The 17,889-nt window shown below is 60.1% G+C and carries 25 protein-coding genes; 24 read left to right on the top strand and 1 reads right to left on the bottom strand.

The window, feature by feature from the left end; translation table 11 throughout:
* Positions 1 to 646: 646 nt before the first annotated feature.
* Positions 647 to 1,000 carry a DUF6124 family protein gene (locus HU767_RS06545; RefSeq protein ID WP_186705517.1) on the bottom strand — a complete coding sequence of 118 codons (354 nt, stop codon included), beginning with the start codon at positions 998 to 1,000 and terminating at the stop codon, positions 647 to 649.
* A gap of 559 nt (positions 1,001 to 1,559) precedes the next feature.
* On the opposite strand from HU767_RS06545, the gene HU767_RS06540 reads away from it, so the two are divergent.
* The 24 genes from HU767_RS06540 (at position 1,560) to HU767_RS06420 (ending at position 17,884) form a co-directional block, all read left to right on the top strand.
* Positions 1,560 to 2,294: an XRE family transcriptional regulator gene (locus tag HU767_RS06540; RefSeq protein WP_028237204.1), complete on the top strand. Its 735-nt coding sequence runs from the start codon at positions 1,560 to 1,562 to the stop codon at positions 2,292 to 2,294.
* A gap of 458 nt (positions 2,295 to 2,752) precedes the next feature.
* Complete coding sequence (locus tag HU767_RS06535) at positions 2,753 to 2,908, top strand: Com family DNA-binding transcriptional regulator (protein ID WP_186728984.1); 156 nt, start codon at positions 2,753 to 2,755, stop codon at positions 2,906 to 2,908.
* Positions 2,898 to 3,590 (top strand): hypothetical protein, encoded by a 693-nt coding sequence (locus HU767_RS06530; protein ID WP_238349421.1) that lies wholly within the window; start codon positions 2,898 to 2,900, stop codon positions 3,588 to 3,590. Before HU767_RS06535 ends, HU767_RS06530 begins: the two co-directional genes overlap by 11 nt.
* Positions 3,591 to 3,752: 162 nt before the next feature.
* Positions 3,753 to 4,397: a hypothetical protein gene (locus HU767_RS06520; protein ID WP_186728898.1), complete on the top strand. Its 645-nt coding sequence runs from the start codon at positions 3,753 to 3,755 to the stop codon at positions 4,395 to 4,397.
* A gap of 45 nt (positions 4,398 to 4,442) precedes the next feature.
* Positions 4,443 to 4,793, top strand: coding sequence for a phage holin family protein (locus tag HU767_RS06515; RefSeq protein ID WP_123342521.1), 351 nt, complete (start codon positions 4,443 to 4,445; stop codon positions 4,791 to 4,793).
* 36 nt (positions 4,794 to 4,829) lie between these two features.
* Entirely contained in the window at positions 4,830 to 5,342 is a 513-nt protein-coding gene (locus HU767_RS06510) for a hypothetical protein (RefSeq protein WP_186705519.1), read from the top strand.
* 3 nt (positions 5,343 to 5,345) lie between these two features.
* Positions 5,346 to 5,957, top strand: a complete 612-nt coding sequence (locus HU767_RS06505) for a phage baseplate assembly protein V (protein ID WP_186728896.1) — start codon at positions 5,346 to 5,348, stop codon at positions 5,955 to 5,957.
* Positions 5,958 to 5,968: 11 nt separating this feature from the next.
* A complete protein-coding gene (locus HU767_RS06500) occupies positions 5,969 to 6,301 on the top strand; it encodes a phage baseplate protein (RefSeq protein WP_186728895.1) in 333 nt (110 codons plus the stop codon).
* On the top strand, positions 6,298 to 7,293 hold the full coding sequence (locus HU767_RS06495) for a baseplate J/gp47 family protein (protein ID WP_186728893.1): 996 nt from the start codon (positions 6,298 to 6,300) through the stop codon (positions 7,291 to 7,293). The genes HU767_RS06500 and HU767_RS06495 overlap by 4 nt, the downstream gene beginning before the upstream one ends.
* Positions 7,290 to 7,934 (top strand): phage tail protein I, encoded by a 645-nt coding sequence (locus tag HU767_RS06490; protein WP_186728891.1) that lies wholly within the window; start codon positions 7,290 to 7,292, stop codon positions 7,932 to 7,934. The genes HU767_RS06495 and HU767_RS06490 overlap by 4 nt, the downstream gene beginning before the upstream one ends.
* Complete coding sequence (locus HU767_RS06485) at positions 7,931 to 8,461, top strand: hypothetical protein (RefSeq protein ID WP_186728889.1); 531 nt, start codon at positions 7,931 to 7,933, stop codon at positions 8,459 to 8,461. Before HU767_RS06490 ends, HU767_RS06485 begins: the two co-directional genes overlap by 4 nt.
* 24 nt (positions 8,462 to 8,485) lie before the next feature.
* A complete protein-coding gene (locus HU767_RS06480; protein WP_186705525.1) occupies positions 8,486 to 9,106 on the top strand; it encodes a hypothetical protein in 621 nt (206 codons plus the stop codon).
* Between the two features lie 9 nt (positions 9,107 to 9,115).
* Positions 9,116 to 9,373: a tail fiber assembly protein gene (locus HU767_RS06475; protein WP_186705526.1), complete on the top strand. Its 258-nt coding sequence runs from the start codon at positions 9,116 to 9,118 to the stop codon at positions 9,371 to 9,373.
* 85 nt (positions 9,374 to 9,458) lie between these two features.
* The gene (locus HU767_RS06470) at positions 9,459 to 9,686 is read left to right on the top strand and encodes a hypothetical protein (protein WP_186728887.1); all 228 of its coding nucleotides are present in this window, start codon (positions 9,459 to 9,461) and stop codon (positions 9,684 to 9,686) included.
* A gap of 2 nt (positions 9,687 to 9,688) precedes the next feature.
* Positions 9,689 to 10,855, top strand: coding sequence for a phage tail sheath protein FI (locus HU767_RS06465; RefSeq protein WP_018607964.1), 1,167 nt, complete (start codon positions 9,689 to 9,691; stop codon positions 10,853 to 10,855).
* A complete protein-coding gene (locus tag HU767_RS06460) occupies positions 10,855 to 11,361 on the top strand; it encodes a phage major tail tube protein (RefSeq protein ID WP_186705528.1) in 507 nt (168 codons plus the stop codon). The genes HU767_RS06465 and HU767_RS06460 overlap by 1 nt, the downstream gene beginning before the upstream one ends.
* Positions 11,362 to 11,517: 156 nt before the next feature.
* Positions 11,518 to 12,093 carry a phage tail assembly protein gene (locus tag HU767_RS06455; RefSeq protein WP_186705529.1) on the top strand — a complete coding sequence of 192 codons (576 nt, stop codon included), beginning with the start codon at positions 11,518 to 11,520 and terminating at the stop codon, positions 12,091 to 12,093.
* A gap of 128 nt (positions 12,094 to 12,221) precedes the next feature.
* A complete protein-coding gene (locus tag HU767_RS06450) occupies positions 12,222 to 14,399 on the top strand; it encodes a phage tail tape measure protein (RefSeq protein ID WP_186728885.1) in 2,178 nt (725 codons plus the stop codon).
* The gene (locus HU767_RS06445; RefSeq protein ID WP_186705531.1) at positions 14,399 to 14,782 is read left to right on the top strand and encodes a phage tail protein; all 384 of its coding nucleotides are present in this window, start codon (positions 14,399 to 14,401) and stop codon (positions 14,780 to 14,782) included. The genes HU767_RS06450 and HU767_RS06445 overlap by 1 nt, the downstream gene beginning before the upstream one ends.
* Positions 14,775 to 14,987, top strand: a complete 213-nt coding sequence (locus tag HU767_RS06440; protein WP_186728883.1) for a tail protein X — start codon at positions 14,775 to 14,777, stop codon at positions 14,985 to 14,987. The genes HU767_RS06445 and HU767_RS06440 overlap by 8 nt, the downstream gene beginning before the upstream one ends.
* A 9-nt stretch (positions 14,988 to 14,996) precedes the next feature.
* The gene (locus tag HU767_RS06435) at positions 14,997 to 16,013 is read left to right on the top strand and encodes a contractile injection system protein, VgrG/Pvc8 family (protein ID WP_186728881.1); all 1,017 of its coding nucleotides are present in this window, start codon (positions 14,997 to 14,999) and stop codon (positions 16,011 to 16,013) included.
* Between the two features lie 217 nt (positions 16,014 to 16,230).
* The gene (locus tag HU767_RS06430; RefSeq protein ID WP_186728879.1) at positions 16,231 to 16,794 is read left to right on the top strand and encodes a glycoside hydrolase family 19 protein; all 564 of its coding nucleotides are present in this window, start codon (positions 16,231 to 16,233) and stop codon (positions 16,792 to 16,794) included.
* Positions 16,776 to 17,312, top strand: a complete 537-nt coding sequence (locus HU767_RS06425; protein ID WP_186705551.1) for a lysis system i-spanin subunit Rz — start codon at positions 16,776 to 16,778, stop codon at positions 17,310 to 17,312. The genes HU767_RS06430 and HU767_RS06425 overlap by 19 nt, the downstream gene beginning before the upstream one ends.
* A gap of 71 nt (positions 17,313 to 17,383) precedes the next feature.
* Positions 17,384 to 17,884, top strand: a complete 501-nt coding sequence (locus HU767_RS06420) for a CinA family protein (RefSeq protein ID WP_186705552.1) — start codon at positions 17,384 to 17,386, stop codon at positions 17,882 to 17,884.
* Positions 17,885 to 17,889: the final 5 nt, after the last annotated feature.

Below are 17,889 nucleotides of genomic sequence, written 5' to 3'. Positions count from 1 at the left end.
GCAAAAGGAGGGGCATTGGCCCGGCTTTTCCGCGATGGGCGCAAGGTTAACATGGGTGGTCGGGGGGGACCCAGGGGATGACTGTTTTTGGGATTGGGTGAATATCCGTTGCTGCGGTAATGGCCACCTATGGTTCCGCCCTGACGGCGGGTCACTTTTGAGAAGCCCGGAAGCCGGCCCAGTCAAAAGTAACCAAAACGCTCCTGCCCCACCACTCGGTGCCTCGCCTAGGCTCGGCATGCCTGAACGAAGGCATTGCTCCGTGGGCCGCCGCGAAGGGCCATCCATGGCCCAGCGCGGCTAACCCGGCATCCATGCCGGGTTGCCCACTGCGCAATACCTTCGTTCAGCCAGCGTGGTTAATGGGGCGCCGAGATCAACGTCTACCGCGAGGCGGCCTGGTAGCCGACCTGGCTCTCCCGGTCGTACACCCATCATATCTGTAGGAGCAAAGCTTGCTCGCGAGGCGGCCTTACAGCCGACCTGTCTCTCCGGCTGTACCCCGATCCAATTGTGGGAGCGAGCCTGCTCGCGATGACGGCTGGCAATACAACTTAGTTGTAACTGGACTACCGCCATCGCGAGCAAGCTCGCTCCCACAGTGATGACTCGGGTTTCTCTTAGGTCTTGGCTTGCATCATGAGTGCTACCTCACCTCAACCACATCCAACGCCCGGTTCGCCAGCAACTGGCTCAACTCGATCATCTGTTGAACCCCCAGCAAGATATTCCGCCGCGAGCCCTTCAGGTCGAATGCCAGGTCACTGACCATGGCGTTGGCCGAGGCCAGGGTTTCGCTGAGGTTGGCGAGCAGGCATTCGGCGTCGACGTTGGGGGCGATGATGAAAAGGGTGTCGGGCGTGTCAGCGGTTTCCTTGTCGGTTTTCGGCTTGAGGTAATAGTCCAGGGCGCGGGTTGCCGCGTCGTCGAGTTTCTTGGCGTTGGCCGATTGGCTGCGGGAGACGTGATCGTCTGGGGGATTTGGGGTGTTCTTGCTCATGATGCTTGGATCCTCGAAGTGGGAGCCATCACCGATTCGCTACTAAACGAAATGGGTGGCAGCTGTACGCAGGTTAGTAGACCGGGGATCCAAGAAACCGGCGCACCCGAGGGCGCCCTGCGCACAGCTACCATCGAATGCAGGAATAGGAATACCTGACTTGGATGGAGCGATGTACATCTTGGAAATACCGGGCTACTAAACCCGATCACTGATGGGCAGTGACAGGATCAAAAGTACCGGTGGCCCCCAAGGCGCACAAGCCGGCGGATTCTGGCGTAGTTGTAGGCAGAGGCGCAAGAAAACGTAGCCTTGCGTCGCATATTTGAAGGACGGCTTTGGAGCCTTTTCCCAACGGCGTGTAGGGCGATTCCGTGGCGAGGGAGCTTGCTCCCGCTGGGCTGCGCAGCAGACCCTTTTGTGAGCGCTTCGCACTGGAGCGCCAGCCCGGTCAAGCGGGAGCAAGCTCCCTCGCCACAATGAATGCAACTGGTTGGAATTGCATATTTATGCAAAACAGCATTTGTCTTCTGCGAAAAGAACAAGCACTATGCGCGTTATGCAAAAACGCAACGTTTCGACCGTATTAAGAGCATTGCTCGATCAGCACGGGATCTCCCCCACGGAGCTTCACCGGCGTACCGGCGTGCCTCAGTCCACCCTCTCGCGGATCCTCAGCGGCAAGATCGTCGACCCTTCGGATAAACACATCTCGAAGATCGCCGAATATTTTGCCGTGAGCACCGACCAGTTGCGCGGGCGCGCCGACGTTGTGCCCGTCGGCAATGCCCGCCGCGACGAGCCGCATTCCGAACTCAAGGACATAAGCCTGTGGGACGACGAAACACCCGTCGAAGAAGACGAGGTGTCGGTCCCTTTTCTGCGTGAGGTTGAATTGGCTGCTGGATCAGGAAGATTCGTCATCGAGGAGAGCGAGCGCTCCAGCCTGCGGTTCGGCAAGCGCAGCCTGCGCCACAACGGTGTGCAGTTCGACCAGGCCAAATGCGTGACGGTGCGCGGCAACAGCATGTTGCCGGTGCTGCGCGACGGCGCCACGGTAGGAGTGAATGCGGGCAAATGCGGGATCGGCGACATCGTCGATGGTGACCTCTACGCCATCAATCACAACGGCCAACTGCGGGTGAAGCAGCTTTACCGCCTGCCCACCGGCATCCGCCTGCGTAGCTTCAATCGCGATGAACACCCGGATGAGGACTACACGTTCCAGGAAATGCAGGACGAGCAAATCGTCATCCTCGGTCACGTCTTCTGGTGGGGCATGTACGCCCGTTAACCCCTCCGCTGTCAGATAAAACCCGCCGCCGCGCGGGTTTTTTTTCGCCTCCTGAAACCCGCGACCCCGCATTTACAAGGGCTTCATGCATTTGCGCATTCGACACGCATAAATAAATGCATTTACGCATTGACTGTATATGCATCCATGCATATTCTGTGTCCAAGCCGCTCGACAAAGCGGCTGGCAACAAAGCTCTTTAGTTCCACCAACAGGCAGCGATGAACCGGCCTTAACGGTTCAGAGGGTTGGCAACTGGCCCGGGTGTGCAGCGTAAAGCACCAGAAGCAGTTATCCGGCGGGCAGGGACCGCGGCTGGAGGAACAATTTGAATGGATCCGTACCGCGCCAGTCGCGCCGAAAGATCAAGCGTATTACTGAAAAGCCTGGGCAACCGGGCTTTTTGGAATGCCTGTGCCGCGAGGCACTTCAAACCGCTGCCAATGGGAGGGCTTTCGATGCTGAAGGATTTCAGATGCGGTCACTGTAAAAAACTTCTGGCCCGCATGGGCGAGAACACCGAACTCCAGATCAAGTGTTCCCGATGCGGGACGTTGAATCATGTGAAGGCCGTTGAGCTTCGAGTGAACGCCGTCGAGCGACATGAGCGTTAAAGCCGCGCAGTTCAAATTATCCGACTCAAAAGGTGATCTCATGAAAAAACTTACGATTGCTGCATTGTTGGGCTTGTTTCTATTTTCTGGTGCATCCGTTAACGCTTGGGCAGAAACCGCCCTGTCTTGGAACTTGGCAAAAGATGTGATCTTCGCAAAGGAGCGTGTTGCGACAGGCTCGCCTTGGGCGTTCATGGAAAACGCCTCTGGCGTGAATAATCCCGACAACTACATCCTTCTGCCTTCGTTTACGGCCGATGTGTGTGGTGGAAAACCTGCGACCTGCTGGCAAGACATTCCATCCGGGGCTCATGTAACCGTTCACAAGGAAACCTATAACTACAGCGGGAACGGCAGCTTTACTGTTCCGCCAGGTAACGTGATTTTTCATCCAGGCATGAATAGTCAAACCATCATCCGCTGGACCAGCCCTGTCACGGGTGCCGTCAATATTCTGGGCCGCATCAACAGTATCCACAGCGCCTGCGGTGATGGTGTCGCATGGTCGCTTAATCAGGGCGGTGCAGTTTTGCAGTCGGGTAGCTTGGCCAAAGGTACGGGGGCTGTTTTTTCCCTTAACAATGTACCGGTCACCGCCGCTGCGCCCATTTACTTCGTCCTTGATAAAAAGACCAATTACTCCTGCGACTCAAGCACCATCGACATGCTGATTACCAAATAACATTCATCGATATATGAAAATACCGAACTCCAGATCAATGTTCCCGGTGCGGGACGTTGAATCATGTGAAGGCCATTGAGCCTCGAGTGAACGCCGTCGAGCGAACTGCGTGCGGAATAAACCGTGCTGCCAGTACTCAATGACACTCACCGAGGCAAGAAGATGAAACTATTGCAAAAAATCCTGATGGCGACGGTGTTTCTGTCGTCCTTCGTATCCCTGAGTGCCATGGCTGATACGGCCCTGTCGTGGAACCTGGCCCGGGACATGTACCTGATGACCGAAGCGGCAACGGCAGGTTCGCCTTGGTCGTTCATGCAAAACAAATCGGGCGTGAATGCCTCGGCCAACTACACGCTCTTTCCGACGTTCCAGGCCGAGGTGTGCAACGGTAATCCAACAACTTGCTGGCGGGACGACGTCCCGGCTTCCTGGATCGCTATTCCCAAGAAAAGCTTCACCTTCACCGGCTCGGGCACCAGTTTCGTGTTCAAGCAGGGTGATGTGGTCGCTCATCCCGGCACCAACAGCCAGAGCATCTTCCGCTGGGCCAGTCCTGTCACCGGCAATATCAACGTACTGGGCCGGGTTAATGACCTGCATAACGCCTGCGGGGACGGTGTCGGCTGGTCGCTGAACCTGGGCGACATCGTGCTTCAGTCCGGGAGCCTGGCAAACGGCGGTAGCGCCACGTTCATGTTGAACAGCGTCGCCGTCACGCCGGCGTCTTCGCTTTATCTGGTCATCGATAGGAAAGCCAACAACTCCTGCGACGCGACCAGCCTCGACATGCTCATCACTCGATAGCGTGATCGATTCTCTCGTTCTAACCCACCCCCCAGGAAGCCTGACATGACAAACGAGCAACAAGCGTTGCTGGACATGCCGATCTGGCTGGTCATCGTGCTCGCTCTGGTGGGCGGGGTGTCCGGCGAGATGTGGCGCGCCGACAAGGAGGGCGCCCGTGGCTGGCCGTTGCTGCGCCGCGTGGTTCTGCGCTCCGGTGCCTGCGTGGTCTGCGGCGTATCGGCAACCATGCTGTTGTACGCCCTCGGGATGTCGATCTGGAGCGCTTGCGCCCTGGGTTGCCTGACCGCCATGGCCGGTGCCGATGTGGCCATCGGTCTTTACGAGCGCTGGGTCGCCAAGCGGATCGGCGTGTGTGAAGTCCCTCCGCGAGACGTTCCTCCCGACCAGCCGTGAATCGACAGCGCTGATCCCTACACAAGGAGGCGATCAATGCCTGCCCTTATCGAAAAACCGTCGCAGTTGTTCTCGGCCATTGCCCAGACGCTGCGCGCCACTTATCCCACCTTGAAAGTCGGCAGCCCTCAGGAGTTCGATGGCACCGACGATCAACCCTGGGTACTGATTGCCATCGAGCGTGATGCACCCGGCCACCGCGCCAACGATGGACGTATCGCCCATGTCCTGACGGTTTCCCTGCAAGTGGTCATGGCCGTTCCGGGATGGGAGGCCTGCGATTTGGCCGCTGAGCTGAAGCACTTGGTCATGGATAACCGCTGGGGTCTGTCGGGCGATCAATGCGACTTGCCCACGGAGATCGATGGCCTGCCATCCACGTTTATCAACCCGACAAGGTCATACACCGCCTGGACCCTTTCCTTCAGCCAAACCCTGTACCTCGGCCCGACGCTATTGGATGACCCGTTGGGCATCCCGAAATTCGCCCGCACCTGGGAAGTGTCGAACATCGACGACCCGGACCAATACACCGCACTCGAGGGCTAAGCCATGTTTGATGCGCTGTTACGGATGCATCTGGGGCCGATCATCGAGCGCCTGGCGCAGATGGAAACCGAGCTGGAAGACTTGCATCGACGTGCGGAGAGTTTCTGCCGCATTGGCGTTTGCCAGGAAGTCGATGCGGCCAGCAACACCTGCAAAGTCAGCCATGGCGGACTGCTCACGCCGGCGATCCGCTTTTTCAACCCGAGCGCCGGCGCCCAGAGCGAGTCGCGGATTCCCTCCGTGGGCGAGCAATGCCTGTTACTCAACCATGGCGGCGGCGAGAGCGGTGGGCAGGCGGTGGCGTTGTTTGGCCTCAATGGCGGTCAGTTCCCGCCCGTCTCGACCCAGGCCTCGCTGACGCGTCGCCTCTATCAAGACGGCACGGAAAACGGCTACGACCACGCCAGCCATGTCCTGCATTGGAAGAACGGCCCGGCGATGTTCAGCGGTTCCCGCGAATCGCTCCAGTTGAGCATTGGCCCATCGAGCCTGGTGATGACGCCGCAAATCATCGAATTAAAACTGGGCGCCGTCGGCATTCGACTCGACGCCTCCGGTGTGCACCTGAGCGGCCCGGTGGTGGATCACCAGGGACGCGTCATCAGTACCGCATAAGAGATTTCCTCATGATTGGAATCGATCGAAATACCGGCGCCACGGTCGACGACTGGCCGCAGTTCGTGCAGCGCGCCACCCGTGCCTTGACCACGCCGCTGGGCACTCGCCAGAAGCGACCGTTGTATGGCTGCGCACTCACCCAGTTGCTGGGGCAGAACCTCGGCGACGACCTGCTGATCCTCGCCCAGAGCCATGCGGCCCAAGCGTTCTACAACCCCCATAACGGCATCGACGATTTCGAGCCCCAGGTCATCGTCGCCAGCCGGCACGGTGCCGGATTGCTGCTGCGTTTCGCCGGCACCTGGAAAAACCGCAAGCAGACATTCGAGGTGATGACATGAGCATGTTGATACCCGGCCAGAACCAACTGGCCGAACCGGCCATCGTCACCGTCGAAGCGTTCGAGGACTTGCTCGCCGAGTTCAAGACCTTCGTGGTCGAGTACGTCGCCGCACGCTCGCCCACCAGCGCCGCCAAGTTGGTGGACAGCCTCGAGAACGAAAGCGAACTGCTGACCCTGGCCCTCGAGGCGTTCTGTGTCCGGCTGCAAACCCACGAACGCAAATACAACGCCCGCATCAAGCAGATGTTGGCGTGGTGGGCCACCGGCACCAACCTCGACGCTCGCCTCGCGGACATGGGGCTCGAACGCCAATTGCTCGACCCGGGCGACCCGGCGGCGTTCCCGCCCGTCCCCCCTGTCTACGAGAGCGATGACGATGCGCGGTTGCGCTACTACCTGGCACCCCACGCCCCAGCGGCTGGCTCGCGCATGCAGTATCGGCGGGAGATTTTTACCCTGGGGCAGCGTCCCGTCGTAAAAGTCGAGAACGCCTCGGCGGGTGTGGTGACGGTCACCTACACCTTCGACCCGGACAGCTACGCAGCCCAGATCAAGGACGGTAACGGACGCCGTACCGCGCCCGGCGAAGTCACGGTCACGGTGCTGTCCCGAGACGGCAATGGAACGCCGTCCGAAGCGTTGCTCGACGGCGTCCGCGAGCACTTCGCCCGACCGGATGTACGGCCCGAGACGGACTTGGTCATCGTGCAGGCCGCGCAAATCAAACCTTACAAAATCCGCGTCGTGGCGAAGATCAATCCCGGGCCTGACTCGGGCCTGACCCAGGTTGCCGCACAGCAGCAATTGCAGGAATACGCCGAGGCGTGTCATCGCCTGGAAGGCCGAGTGGACCCGAGCTGGATCGACTACACCCTGCACAGCGCTGGCGCGGTTCAGCTGCAGATTCTCGAACCGCTTGCGCCGATTGTGACGACGGCTTTCCAGGCGCCGTACTGCACGGGCGTCGAGGTCGAGGTGGATACGTTATGAGTGACGACACTTCTCGACCGAGCCTGCTGCCGGTCAACAGCTCACCGCTGGAGCGGGCGCTGGATCTCGGGTTTGCCCGGCTGCTGGAACGCATCGATCCGCCGTTTCCCGAACTGATGAACCCGGCGGCGACGCCTTTGGCGTTCTTGCCTTATCTGGCGGCGGATCGTGGGGTCAGTGAATGGGACGCAGCAGCCGACGACCTGGAAAAGCGCCTGACCGTTTCGTTGTCCTGGCAGATCCAGCGTCAGGCGGGTACGCGTCGAGCCCTGAGCCATGCCGTCGAGTCCATGGGGTTTATCCCCCATGTCGTCGCCTGGTATGAGCAGCAACCTCCTGCACATCCCTACACCTTTGATGTGCAAGCGATCATCGGCCATAGCTGGTCCAGCGGCGACCACAATCGCTTGATACGGCGCATCAATGCCGCCAAGAGCGAACGCGACCAGGCCACTATCACGCTCGTACATCAAACGAGGGGCAGTCTGGCGCTCGCGTCAGCTCCCCATGGACCATTAAGCGAAGCAGAGCTATTTCTGTGGGGGGCGCTGCCATCACTTGATCTTGATGCACGACTTATCAGCACCGGCTTTTTCCAACCTTACACCATTAACGATTACGACCTCAGGGCGCAGCCATGACAGAAGACATTACGCGCTTGGTTCGCTTCACTTCCGCCGGCCTGGCCGAAGTGTTGCAGGCGAAAAACCAAGGCTTGAAAGGTGAGATCACTCACATCGGGGCCGGCACCGCCCGCTACGATCCCAATGGATCGGAAACGGCGCTTCGCAATGAACGACAGCGTGTGCCGATCGTGGATTACGAAGATCTGGATCCAGGGCAACTGAGGATGGCTGCGCTGTTTGAAGGGCCAGATGAATATGAAATTGGCGAGTTCGGTTTCTATCTTTCCACGGGCACGTTGTTGGCAGTGTATTCGGTGGCTGGAAAGCTGCTGACCTACAAAGCGGCCGCCGCGCGAGTGTTGCAAAAGTTCACGCTGGATATCTCCCCGTTGCCGGCACAAAGCGTCACGGTGGTGGTCGGGTCCGACAACCTGAACATTCTCATGAGTGAGGAAATCGCCACGTTGGCTACCGCCAATATCGACAACATGGCGCGACACGTTGGCCTGATGTTTCGGGTTATGGCGCTCGAAGCCAAATAATCAAATAGCACAAGGAACTTGAATGTGAGTCTGGAAACCACTATCGCGTCGCTGGTATCAGCGGCCAACAACTTGACCACGACGGTCAATGGAAAAATTGGCAGTATCAATACGACCATGGCCACGGCGTTGACGCAGTTCAACGAATGGCGAAGCCAGAAGGATGTAGAAGGGGATCCAAGTGCCCTGGGCACGATTCGTCGCAACGTTTTGCAGGGACACGTCTACGGAACTGGCGGCGTCTATGGCGCAACGGCGCAGGGTGATTTTGTTTCCACCAACCTGGGTGCCAGCGCAAATGTGTACATGCATTTCAAAGTGCCGCTTAACATCAATGTTCATTCGGAAATGTTCTGGTTCAACATCAAGGGTTACAGCTACGGCACAGCCAAAATAATCGACGAAACGTTGGTGGGGTATTGCTATCAGCCCACTCGGGTTCTGCAAAACGCTTCGACGTTTGGAAACATGACCCCTTCTGTCTATGTCGATACAAACGGCAATATTGTCATGCGCATTCTCATTCCAAACATTTATTACACCACCGTGCGCATTGACACCATGCGTGTGGGCAATGGTCGGTTGTTCAACCTTGGGGATTTGGTCACCAGGTTGTCACTGGCCGAAACCGTTGTTTTCAGCTAAGGAACGAACATGTCTGATCTGTCCAACAATGACCTACCCGAAATTCCACTTGCCGTACCGTCGCCTGAAATCGAATGGGCCGCCATTCGCACGCGCCGTAATCAACGGTTGCGAGACACGGATTTCACTCAATTACCGGACTTCCCCGCAACGGAAGCCCAGCTTGCCGAGATCAAGGCTTATCGCCAGGCCTTGCGAGACATCCCGGAAACGGATGAAGAACCTTCCAGGCTGCTCTGGCCCGAGCTGCCAGATTTCATCAAGTAAACACGACCGCGAGAGCGGTTTTTTTTCGCCCACATCGAGCCCCTTTTATGGGGCTTTTGTGTTTTCGCATCTGGAGAGACCGTAGATGCCCATTCGTAAGCAATACACCGTGCTGCTGCCATTTCCTACCAGTGGCGGCCATTGGTCTAGCGCCGGCCAGACATTGGATTTGTTGGATGTCGAGGCCAGCGCTTTGCGCAGTGCCGGTCGCCTCGAACTGACCAGCGTCCTGAATGCGCAGCAGTTGGCTGCTGACACGCAAGCCACCCCAATCACCAAGGCCGTGAAGGCCACCACCAAGAAGGCTGAATAACCATGGCTGAGGTTTTGAACTTCGAGCACAACGGCATTACCGTCAATGCCACCGAATCTCCCGAGGCCATGGGTGGCCTGGGTGACAACGTCATCGGTCTGGTCGGCACCGCGCCGAATGCCAACCCGCTGATTCCGAAAAACACCCCGTTCCGTATCAACAGCTTCACCACCCAGGCCCAGTTGGACCCGACCGGTGCCGAGGCGGGTACGTTGTTCCAGGCGGTCTACCAGATCCTCAAAGTGGTCAAGGTGCCGGTCTATGTGGTCATCGTCGAAGAGGGCGCGACACTGGCCGACACGCAGAACAACGTGATCGGCGGCATCGAGGCGCAGACCGGGCGCAAGTTGGGCCTGGCCGCGTTGAGTGGCGTCGCGGAAGACCTGACGATTATCGGCGCGCCGGGCTTCACCGGCACCAAGGCCGTGGCCAGCGAATTCGCTTCGTTTGGCAAGCGCATCAAGGCTCGTGTGGTGCTCGATGGCAAGGACGCCGCGGTCGCCGACCAAGTGACCTACAGCCAGGAGCTGGGCGGGGCCGACCTCGGTTTCGACCGTTGCCTGGTGGTGCACAACATGCCGGCGGTGTATTCCAAGGCGGCGAAGAAAAACGTCTTCCTGGCCCCGTCGAGCCTGGCCATCGCCGCGCTTGCCAAGGTCAAGCAGTGGGAGAGCCCGGGCAACCAGGTGACCTTCGCCGAGGACGTTTCGCGCACCGTCGAATACAACATCCTCGACACCTCCACCGAAGGCGATCTGCTCAACCGCTACGGCGTCAGCTACTACGCCCGGACCATCCTCGGCGGCTTCTCGCTGCTGGGCAACCGCTCCATCACCGGCAAGTTCATCAGCTACGTCGGCCTGGAAGATGCCATCAGCCGCAAGCTGGTGAAGGCCGGCCAGAAAGCCATGGCCAAGAACCTGACCAAATCGTTCATGGACCAGGAGGTCAAGCGCATCAACGACTGGCTGCAAACCCTGGTGGCCGACGAAACCATTCCGGGCGGCAGCGTGTACCTGCACCCGGAATTGAACAGCGTCGAGAAGTACAAGAACGGCACCTGGTACGTGGTCATCGACTACGGCCGCTACGCACCGAACGAACACATGATTTATCAACTCAATGCCCGCGATGAAATCATCGAGCAGTTCCTGGAGGACGTTCTCTAATGTTTACCAACCGCGTAAGACAGGCCATCGCGGCCACCCTGCAAGGCCTGCCGTTGTCGGCGACCGTGGAAGATTTCACCCCGCCGAAAATCGAATTCGACATGGAAGAGATGCGTGGCGGCCGTTTCATTGGCGAGGAAATGGCCAAGGGCGGCAAGGTGCTGACGGCCAAGCTGACCCTGCAAGGCCTCGGTCCGGAAGTCATGCTGGCGTTGGGCGTGACGGTGGGCGAGGACATTCTGCTCAACGTGCGTGAAGCCGGCCAGGACCAGGACGGCAACACCTGGTTCACCTATCACACGGTGGGCGGCAAGTTGAAATCCCTCGAGGAAACCCCGCTGAAAATGAATGAGAAGCCCAAGACCAATCTTGAGCTGTCCTGCCGCACTTACAACCGTCTGGAAAATGGCGTGCCGGTGATCGACATCGACGTGCGCACCCAGAAGTTCGTGCTCAACGGCGTCGACATTCTTGGCGATGCGCGCCGTGCGGTGTTGCTGCCTTAAACAAACCCGTCGGTTAGACACAGTCCCTGTGGGAGCGGGCTCGCTCGCGAAGAGGCCATCAGCTTCAACAGCAATGTTGACTGACACACCGCTTTCGCGAGCAAGCCCGCTCCCACAGGTGGCTCGCCCACCATGATTCACCAAGGAACTGATTTCATGTCCTGGATGCCTCCTACCCATGAGCTGCTGTCGCCGATCACCGGTGACGATGGCTCGCAGATCGAGCAGCTCCCACTCAAGCCTCTGTACTACGCCGCGCAAAAAGAGGCCCTGGCCCGCGCTGGCGATGACGAAGACGATCAGTTCTTCGAACTGGCCAAACTGGCCACCGGCCTGTCGGTCAAGGAACTCGACCAGCTCAAGCGCCCGGACTACGTGAGCATTGCCCAGTACGTGCACGAAATGTCCACCCGCCCGGCGTCGCACTTCCTGGAGTCGGTGGACAGCGCAGCGGTCGATCCCGATCAGGTGCAGCTGCTGCAACCGCTCGACATCGCGGGCCGCAGCCTGACCTCGTTGACCCTGGAAATGCCGGTGCTGCGTGCCACCAAGGCGATGAAAAAACTGAAGACGGCCAAGGAACGCGCCGAGTTCATCACCGCCCATTGCACTGGCCTGATGATCCCCGACCTCGATCACCTGACTGTGCCCGACTGGACACAACTTCAGGTACGCATCGACGATTTTTTAAACAAACCGGCGGACTTCTTTCGGAGCGCGACATCGAAGTGATCCTCGATGTGGTGCCGCTCATTTACTCGGTAAGTGAGGCGGAAATCCTGGAGTGGGACGCCGGCAAGGCCTTGCGCCGCTACGACATCGCGATCACTCGCCTTGGCGTGAAACAGGAGTAGAGCGGGATGGCGGACGATAGATATTCGCTCAAATACGCAACCTTCAATGAGCCTGGGTTGGCGTTCGGTAATGCCAGCCTCACCAGTGGCGTGTCGGCACAAGGCGCGTTCGCCAGGGATCAACTGGCGAGCCTCGATCTGGCATTGGAGACACTCGGTCTCAAGCTCGGACTGCTGACCACGGCGATCGAATCGCTGACCGTGAAGCTTTCGGCGCAACGATTGTTCTCCCAAACAATGGGCGCCGGCGCCAAGGGCGAGTCGGCTGGTGAGTCAAAGGGCAAGTCCAGTGGCGGTATTGAACCACCGGCGCTGCTCAAACCTGCGATAGCGATGGACTCGGCCATGGCCGATCTGAAGCAGGTCACCGGATTTAGCCCTCGCCAGATCGAACAGACGACTGAGTCAATCCGGCATGTCGCCACCGCTCAGTTGGTGGCGGCCGGGGGCACCACGGCGGTTGAAGTGGTGAGAATGCAAAGCCTGGCGGCCAGCAAAGGCATCGGCAACGATTTAGCCAAGGCCTCGGACCGACCGTCGGAGCTGTCGCGTTTCGCCTCGGATGCTGCCGTCATCGCGACGGCGTTCAGGAGGCCGGCCATGGAGGTTGCCGAGATGCTGGCCGACTGGCGCATCTCCATGAAGCTCAGCGGCGCTCAAGCCTTTGACTTGGCGGATGCAACCAACCAGTTGGGCAAGCTACCCGATGGTGCGAAACCGGCCGAGATCGGCGCGGTCTTGCAGCGTGACGGTGCGGCTGCAACGACGGCAGGCCTGGCCCCTGCCCAAGCCGCAGCGGTAACGGCGGCATTGCTCAATACCGGGACCAAACAAGCGGAAGCCGGCGTGGCGCTGGATAGCTTCGCGACGGCCCTGGGCAAGGGTGGCCAAGTCTCCGCCACCGAGCAAACGGCTTGGAAACAGTTGGGCCTGGAACCCACGGCGGTGGCGAGCGGCTTGCGTGACAAGGAAACGGCGCCTGGCACGATGATGACGGTGCTGGCGGCCTTGAACGCGCAACCGGCCGAAAGGCGCTCGGCCCTTGCCACGACGTTATTCAGCAATGGCGATGAAGCCGTGCTGCGCATGGCGCAGAAGCTGTCCGATGTGAACGCAGCTTTCTTGCAGGTGAAAGACCCAGGCCAATACGCCACTTCACAATTGGGCAACGACGGTTCGGTGCGGCAGGATGCATTGGCGCTTTCGAAAACCCATCAAGGCCAACTGAATATCCTCAACGCCCGTAACGAGCGTTTGTCGTTGGCCACGGGAAACGCGCTGATGCCTTCGGCGGGTAGCTCATTTCAGGGGCTGGGTTCGCTCGCCGATGGCATGAGTGAATTGGCAGAGTCCTCACCCAAAGCCGCCGCGGCCATCGTGTTGATCGGCGCGGCGATCAAACCGCTGGTGGGCGCGTTGCTCAAGGCGGTAGGGGATGAGATCTCCAGTCAGGTGGCCAAGCGGGTGTTGGGTAGGGCCGCTCCGCACCTTCCCGGTCGATTGGGTGAAGCGATCTCCGAAGATTTCAGAAATCCTCGGGTGGGCAAGCTGGATACAAGCAATGCCAACCAGCGTCCCGAATCCCCGAGAGGGTCGAAAATACGCGTCAGTACACGAGGCTCACTGGGAGGCGCAGGGCGTTTTTCACTCGCGCCAACCGCCTCGTTACGCTCGATGACTCGCAGGGCGCCAGGCCCATTAAAAGTCGTTGGTGCCGTCGCTGATGTGGCCGAGGGAGTGCTGACCGGCGACAAACGAATGATGGGCGCAGGCCTGGGCGCCGCAGGTGGCGGCTGGGCCGGCGCTGCTGCGGGGGCTGCGGCCGGTGCTGCGTTGGGGAGTGTCGTGCCGGTGCTCGGCACTGCCATTGGTGGCGTGCTTGGCGGACTGCTAGGCGGCTGGCTGGGGAGCGATGCCGGCGCGTCACTGGGCGAAAAACTCGTCGCCCCGGTCGACAGGCTCGCCGCGCCAGAGCAGGTCAGCAAAGACCTGGCCAGCACCCAGGCAACCACCCAGCAAAACACCATGACCGCCAACATCTACATCAACGGCCAGGACCAGGCCAGTGCGAGCCAGTTGGCGAACCTGGTGGTGCAACAGATCACCGGCCAGTTCGGCCTGACATCCATGCCCAACTCACTGGCCATGCGCAGTGACGCGGCCCTGACCGACGGAGGTACGTGATGCGTCAACAAATGGCCCTCGGCAGTTTCATCTTTGGCCTGTCGAGAAATTTTGCGTACCACCAGTTGGTACACACCTCGGATGGCGGCTGGAAAAACATCGACATCCTCACCAGCAAGCCCAAGTCCAGCCAGATCGGCCAAGGCCTGCAAGGGCTGACGATCACCGGCAAATCGATGTACGCCACCGCCATGGATCGCCTCGATGAGTTGCGCGCGTTGCAGGCGCAGCGCGTCCCACTGCCGTTGGTCGATGGCATCGGCCGCAACTGGGGCCTGTGGCAGATCAACAATGTCACGGAAACCCAGACCGCAATCATTGATGACGGCACGGCGATGGTGGTGGGCTGGGTGGTTGATTTGAAGGAGTTCGCCAATGCGTAGGGTTCGAAGTATCGCCGGTGATTCGGTGAATCTATTGCTCTATCGGGAGCTGGAACGTTGCGACGACCTCGTCGAGGAGGCGCTCTGGCGTCTCAATCCCGGATTGGCTGAATGGGGCCCGGTATTGCCGGCGGGTGTGTGGGTGGTCTTGCCGGAAGTGGACCTCAAGCCCGTGGCAACCCCACCGGTTTCGGCCTGGGATTAAGGAGGCGACATGGCATTGGGTTTTACGCCGGCGGTGGAGATTTATGGCGCGAACGCCGCGCTGCTCAACGAACGCCTGCTCAAGTGGGAGCATGTCGACGCGGCGGGCATCGAGTCCGATCAGCTGACGCTCACCATCAGCCTGGACGGTCTGGAAGGGTTGCCCAGCCTGGGTGGGAAAATCGGCCTGCGGGTCGGTTACCTGGAATCGGGCCTGGTGGACAAAGGCGAGTTCGTCATCACTCGGCGCACGCCGTTCCTGTTTCCGCTGCAACTGGTGCTGGTGGCCATGGCGGCGCCGTTCAGCGCGGCGGACCAGACAGGCTTCAAGCAGCGCCGATCCGTCAGCCATGGTCCGACGACCCTGGGGGCGCTGTTTCGTCAGCTGACTTCCAGGCACGGGTTTTCGCCCCGTGTGGCGCCGGACCTGTCGCTGATAAAAATCGAGCACATCGATCAGTCCAACGAAACCGACATGGGGTTCCTCACGCGCCTGGCCCATCGTTATGACGCCGTCGCCAAGCCGGTCAACGAGCTGTATGTGCTGGCCCGGCGCGGCCAGGCGAAGTCGTTGTCGGGCAAAGTCCTGCCCGAGATGAAATTGTCGGTGACGACCAACAATCGCCCGGGCGACCACGCTTTCATTTCGGCCAAGCTGGATGAAACCGCGCGGGCGAAGTACGACGGCTGCAAGACCAGTTGGTGGGATGCGGCGGCGGGCAAGCTGCGGGTCGAGGAGAGCGGCATCGCGCCGTTCAAGACCTTGCGCCAGCGCTTCCAGAGTGCAGAAGAAGCCCGCGCCGCCGGTGAAGGCGAGGTGCGCCGGATGTTGCGCGAAGCCCTCAAGGTGACGATCGAATGCCCTGGTAACCCGGGGCTGTGCGCCGAGGGCATCGTACTGCTGGACCCGTCCTGGCCGGATTTCATGCGCGGTCGCTGGTCGATCGACAAAGTCACCGCCAGCGGCGACCGAGAAAAAAGCTACCGCTGCACCATGGACGCAACCTGCCTGGACGCCAAGGCCTGATCCCACCACTCCCTGTGGGAGCGGGCTTGCTCGCGAAGACACCAGAACATCCAGCATCAATGTTGCCTGACACGCCGCTTTCGCGAGCAAGCCCGCTCCCACAGGTCGCCCTCGACTGCAACTTCTCAATAACTGGAATTCCTCCATGAAGATCACACCGATCCTCACGCAGTTTTTCTGAAGCCGATCCAGCATTGGGACAATCAAGGAGAATGCCATGCTCGTCACGCGAGCCCAACTGCTGCAAATCCTCCCGAGCGCCGGCGCCAATGCCAGCGTTTTTGCACTGGCCCTGAACGCTGCCATGGACCGCTATCGGATCACCAGCGTCAAACGCATGGCCGCGTTCTTGGCCCAGGCCGGTCATGAGTCGGGACAATTGCGTTATGTACGCGAGCTGGGCAGTGAGCAATACCTGAGCAAATACGATACCGGAACCCTGGCCGTTCGCCTGGGCAACTCGCCCCAGGCTGACGGTGACGGTCAAGAATATCGTGGCCGAGGACTGATCCAGATTACCGGCCACGACAACTATCTGCGTTGCAGCCTCGGCCTGTTCGGCGATGAACGCCTGCTGGCCTTGCCCGAGCTTCTTGAACGGCCGCAATGGGCCGCCGAATCCGCCGCCTGGTTCTGGGAGCAGAACGGCTTGAACGAATTGGCCGACCGCGATCAGTTCAACACCATCACCCGCCGTATCAACGGCGGTTTGAACGGCCTGGAGGACCGCCTGCAATTGTGGGCGCGGGCGAAGGAGGTGTTGTGCCAACCTTCGACCTGATGCCCTTTTCATCCCGTGCCCTGGGCGTTGTCGTGTTGCTCGCGCTGCTGGCCGGCGGTTCGGCGCTGCTTGCGTGGCGGGTCCAGGATTGGCGTTACGGTCACCAGTTGGCCCGGCTCGCACAGGCCCAGGCCGAAACGCTGAATCAAATCACCCAGGCGGCTGCGATGCAGCAAAAGGCCGAGCAAGACAAACGCCTCACCCTGGAACAACAACTCGCTGCCAGCGAACAAACCCATTACCGAGCCTTGAGCGATGCCCAACGTGACCAGGATCGCCTGCGCGATCGCCTTGCTACTGCCGATGTCCGGCTGTCAGTCCTCCTCGACGCCGACGAGGTTGCCGCCGGTTGTGCAGTGCCTGCCGCCGCCCGCGCCAGCGGCGTGGATCATGGCGCCCCACGCGCCCGACTTGACCCGGCGCATGCTCAACGAATTATCGCCATCACCGACGCCGGTGACCGCGGATTGATCGCGTTGCAGGCTTGCCAGGCCTACATCAGGGCCCTGGGTCAGTAGTCTGGCGAGCCTTGCAAGCTTCGATCGCTCGTGTACGGTAGGCCCCAATTGCGTGGAATCAGGAGAGCACCATGGACGACATTACCGAACTGGCCGCGGAACTGGGCAGGCGCCTGCAGCGGCTCAATGCCCATGTGACCACAGCCGAGTCCTGTACGGGCGGAGGGATTGCCGAGGCCATCACGCGGATCCCCGGGAGTTCGGCCTGGTTCGAGGCCGGTTATGTCACCTATTCCAATCGTCAGAAGAGCCAGCAGTTGGATGTGCCCGCCGAGTTGTTCGAAAAGGTGGGGGCGGTCAGCCGCGAGGTGGTCGAGGCCATGGCGCTAGGTGCCCAGCGCAAAAGCCTGGCGCGGTTTGCCGTGGCGGTCAGCGGCGTGGCCGGGCCGGACGGGGGCTCGCCGAGCAAACCGGTGGGTACCGTGTGGATCGCCTGGAGGGTCGGCGAGGCGGTGTACAGCGAGCGGAAACTCTTCCCAGGCAACCGCGACGAGGTCCGCCGACAAACGGTGAAGGCCGCGCTAGACGGGCTGTTACAACATGCCGCCGTAGAAATCTCAAATCAGGGGTAGGCGAT

The sequence above is a fragment of the Pseudomonas sp. SWRI179 genome (assembly GCF_014268705.1).
In the GTDB taxonomy this organism is placed as follows: Bacteria; Pseudomonadota; Gammaproteobacteria; order Pseudomonadales; family Pseudomonadaceae; genus Aquipseudomonas; species Aquipseudomonas zanjanensis.
This window is presented reverse-complemented; position numbering and strand designations above follow the sequence as displayed.

What these genes read in the sequence shown, in the direction of transcription:
- HU767_RS06545 (WP_186705517.1), bottom strand. Translation starts at nt 1,000, where the DNA reads ATGAGCAAGAACACCCCAAATCCCCCAGACGATCACGTCTCCCGCAGC.
- HU767_RS06540 (WP_028237204.1), top strand. Translation starts at nt 1,560, where the DNA reads ATGCAAAAACGCAACGTTTCGACCGTATTAAGAGCATTGCTCGATCAG.
- HU767_RS06535 (WP_186728984.1), top strand. Translation starts at nt 2,753, where the DNA reads ATGCTGAAGGATTTCAGATGCGGTCACTGTAAAAAACTTCTGGCCCGC.
- HU767_RS06530 (WP_238349421.1), top strand. Translation starts at nt 2,898, where the DNA reads ATGAGCGTTAAAGCCGCGCAGTTCAAATTATCCGACTCAAAAGGTGAT.
- HU767_RS06520 (WP_186728898.1), top strand. Translation starts at nt 3,753, where the DNA reads ATGAAACTATTGCAAAAAATCCTGATGGCGACGGTGTTTCTGTCGTCC.
- HU767_RS06515 (WP_123342521.1), top strand. Translation starts at nt 4,443, where the DNA reads ATGACAAACGAGCAACAAGCGTTGCTGGACATGCCGATCTGGCTGGTC.
- HU767_RS06510 (WP_186705519.1), top strand. Translation starts at nt 4,830, where the DNA reads ATGCCTGCCCTTATCGAAAAACCGTCGCAGTTGTTCTCGGCCATTGCC.
- HU767_RS06505 (WP_186728896.1), top strand. Translation starts at nt 5,346, where the DNA reads ATGTTTGATGCGCTGTTACGGATGCATCTGGGGCCGATCATCGAGCGC.
- HU767_RS06500 (WP_186728895.1), top strand. Translation starts at nt 5,969, where the DNA reads ATGATTGGAATCGATCGAAATACCGGCGCCACGGTCGACGACTGGCCG.
- HU767_RS06495 (WP_186728893.1), top strand. Translation starts at nt 6,298, where the DNA reads ATGAGCATGTTGATACCCGGCCAGAACCAACTGGCCGAACCGGCCATC.
- HU767_RS06490 (WP_186728891.1), top strand. Translation starts at nt 7,290, where the DNA reads ATGAGTGACGACACTTCTCGACCGAGCCTGCTGCCGGTCAACAGCTCA.
- HU767_RS06485 (WP_186728889.1), top strand. Translation starts at nt 7,931, where the DNA reads ATGACAGAAGACATTACGCGCTTGGTTCGCTTCACTTCCGCCGGCCTG.
- HU767_RS06475 (WP_186705526.1), top strand. Translation starts at nt 9,116, where the DNA reads ATGTCTGATCTGTCCAACAATGACCTACCCGAAATTCCACTTGCCGTA.
- HU767_RS06470 (WP_186728887.1), top strand. Translation starts at nt 9,459, where the DNA reads ATGCCCATTCGTAAGCAATACACCGTGCTGCTGCCATTTCCTACCAGT.
- HU767_RS06465 (WP_018607964.1), top strand. Translation starts at nt 9,689, where the DNA reads ATGGCTGAGGTTTTGAACTTCGAGCACAACGGCATTACCGTCAATGCC.
- HU767_RS06460 (WP_186705528.1), top strand. Translation starts at nt 10,855, where the DNA reads ATGTTTACCAACCGCGTAAGACAGGCCATCGCGGCCACCCTGCAAGGC.
- HU767_RS06455 (WP_186705529.1), top strand. Translation starts at nt 11,518, where the DNA reads ATGTCCTGGATGCCTCCTACCCATGAGCTGCTGTCGCCGATCACCGGT.
- HU767_RS06450 (WP_186728885.1), top strand. Translation starts at nt 12,222, where the DNA reads ATGGCGGACGATAGATATTCGCTCAAATACGCAACCTTCAATGAGCCT.
- HU767_RS06445 (WP_186705531.1), top strand. Translation starts at nt 14,399, where the DNA reads ATGCGTCAACAAATGGCCCTCGGCAGTTTCATCTTTGGCCTGTCGAGA.
- HU767_RS06440 (WP_186728883.1), top strand. Translation starts at nt 14,775, where the DNA reads ATGCGTAGGGTTCGAAGTATCGCCGGTGATTCGGTGAATCTATTGCTC.
- HU767_RS06435 (WP_186728881.1), top strand. Translation starts at nt 14,997, where the DNA reads ATGGCATTGGGTTTTACGCCGGCGGTGGAGATTTATGGCGCGAACGCC.
- HU767_RS06430 (WP_186728879.1), top strand. Translation starts at nt 16,231, where the DNA reads ATGCTCGTCACGCGAGCCCAACTGCTGCAAATCCTCCCGAGCGCCGGC.
- HU767_RS06420 (WP_186705552.1), top strand. Translation starts at nt 17,384, where the DNA reads ATGGACGACATTACCGAACTGGCCGCGGAACTGGGCAGGCGCCTGCAG.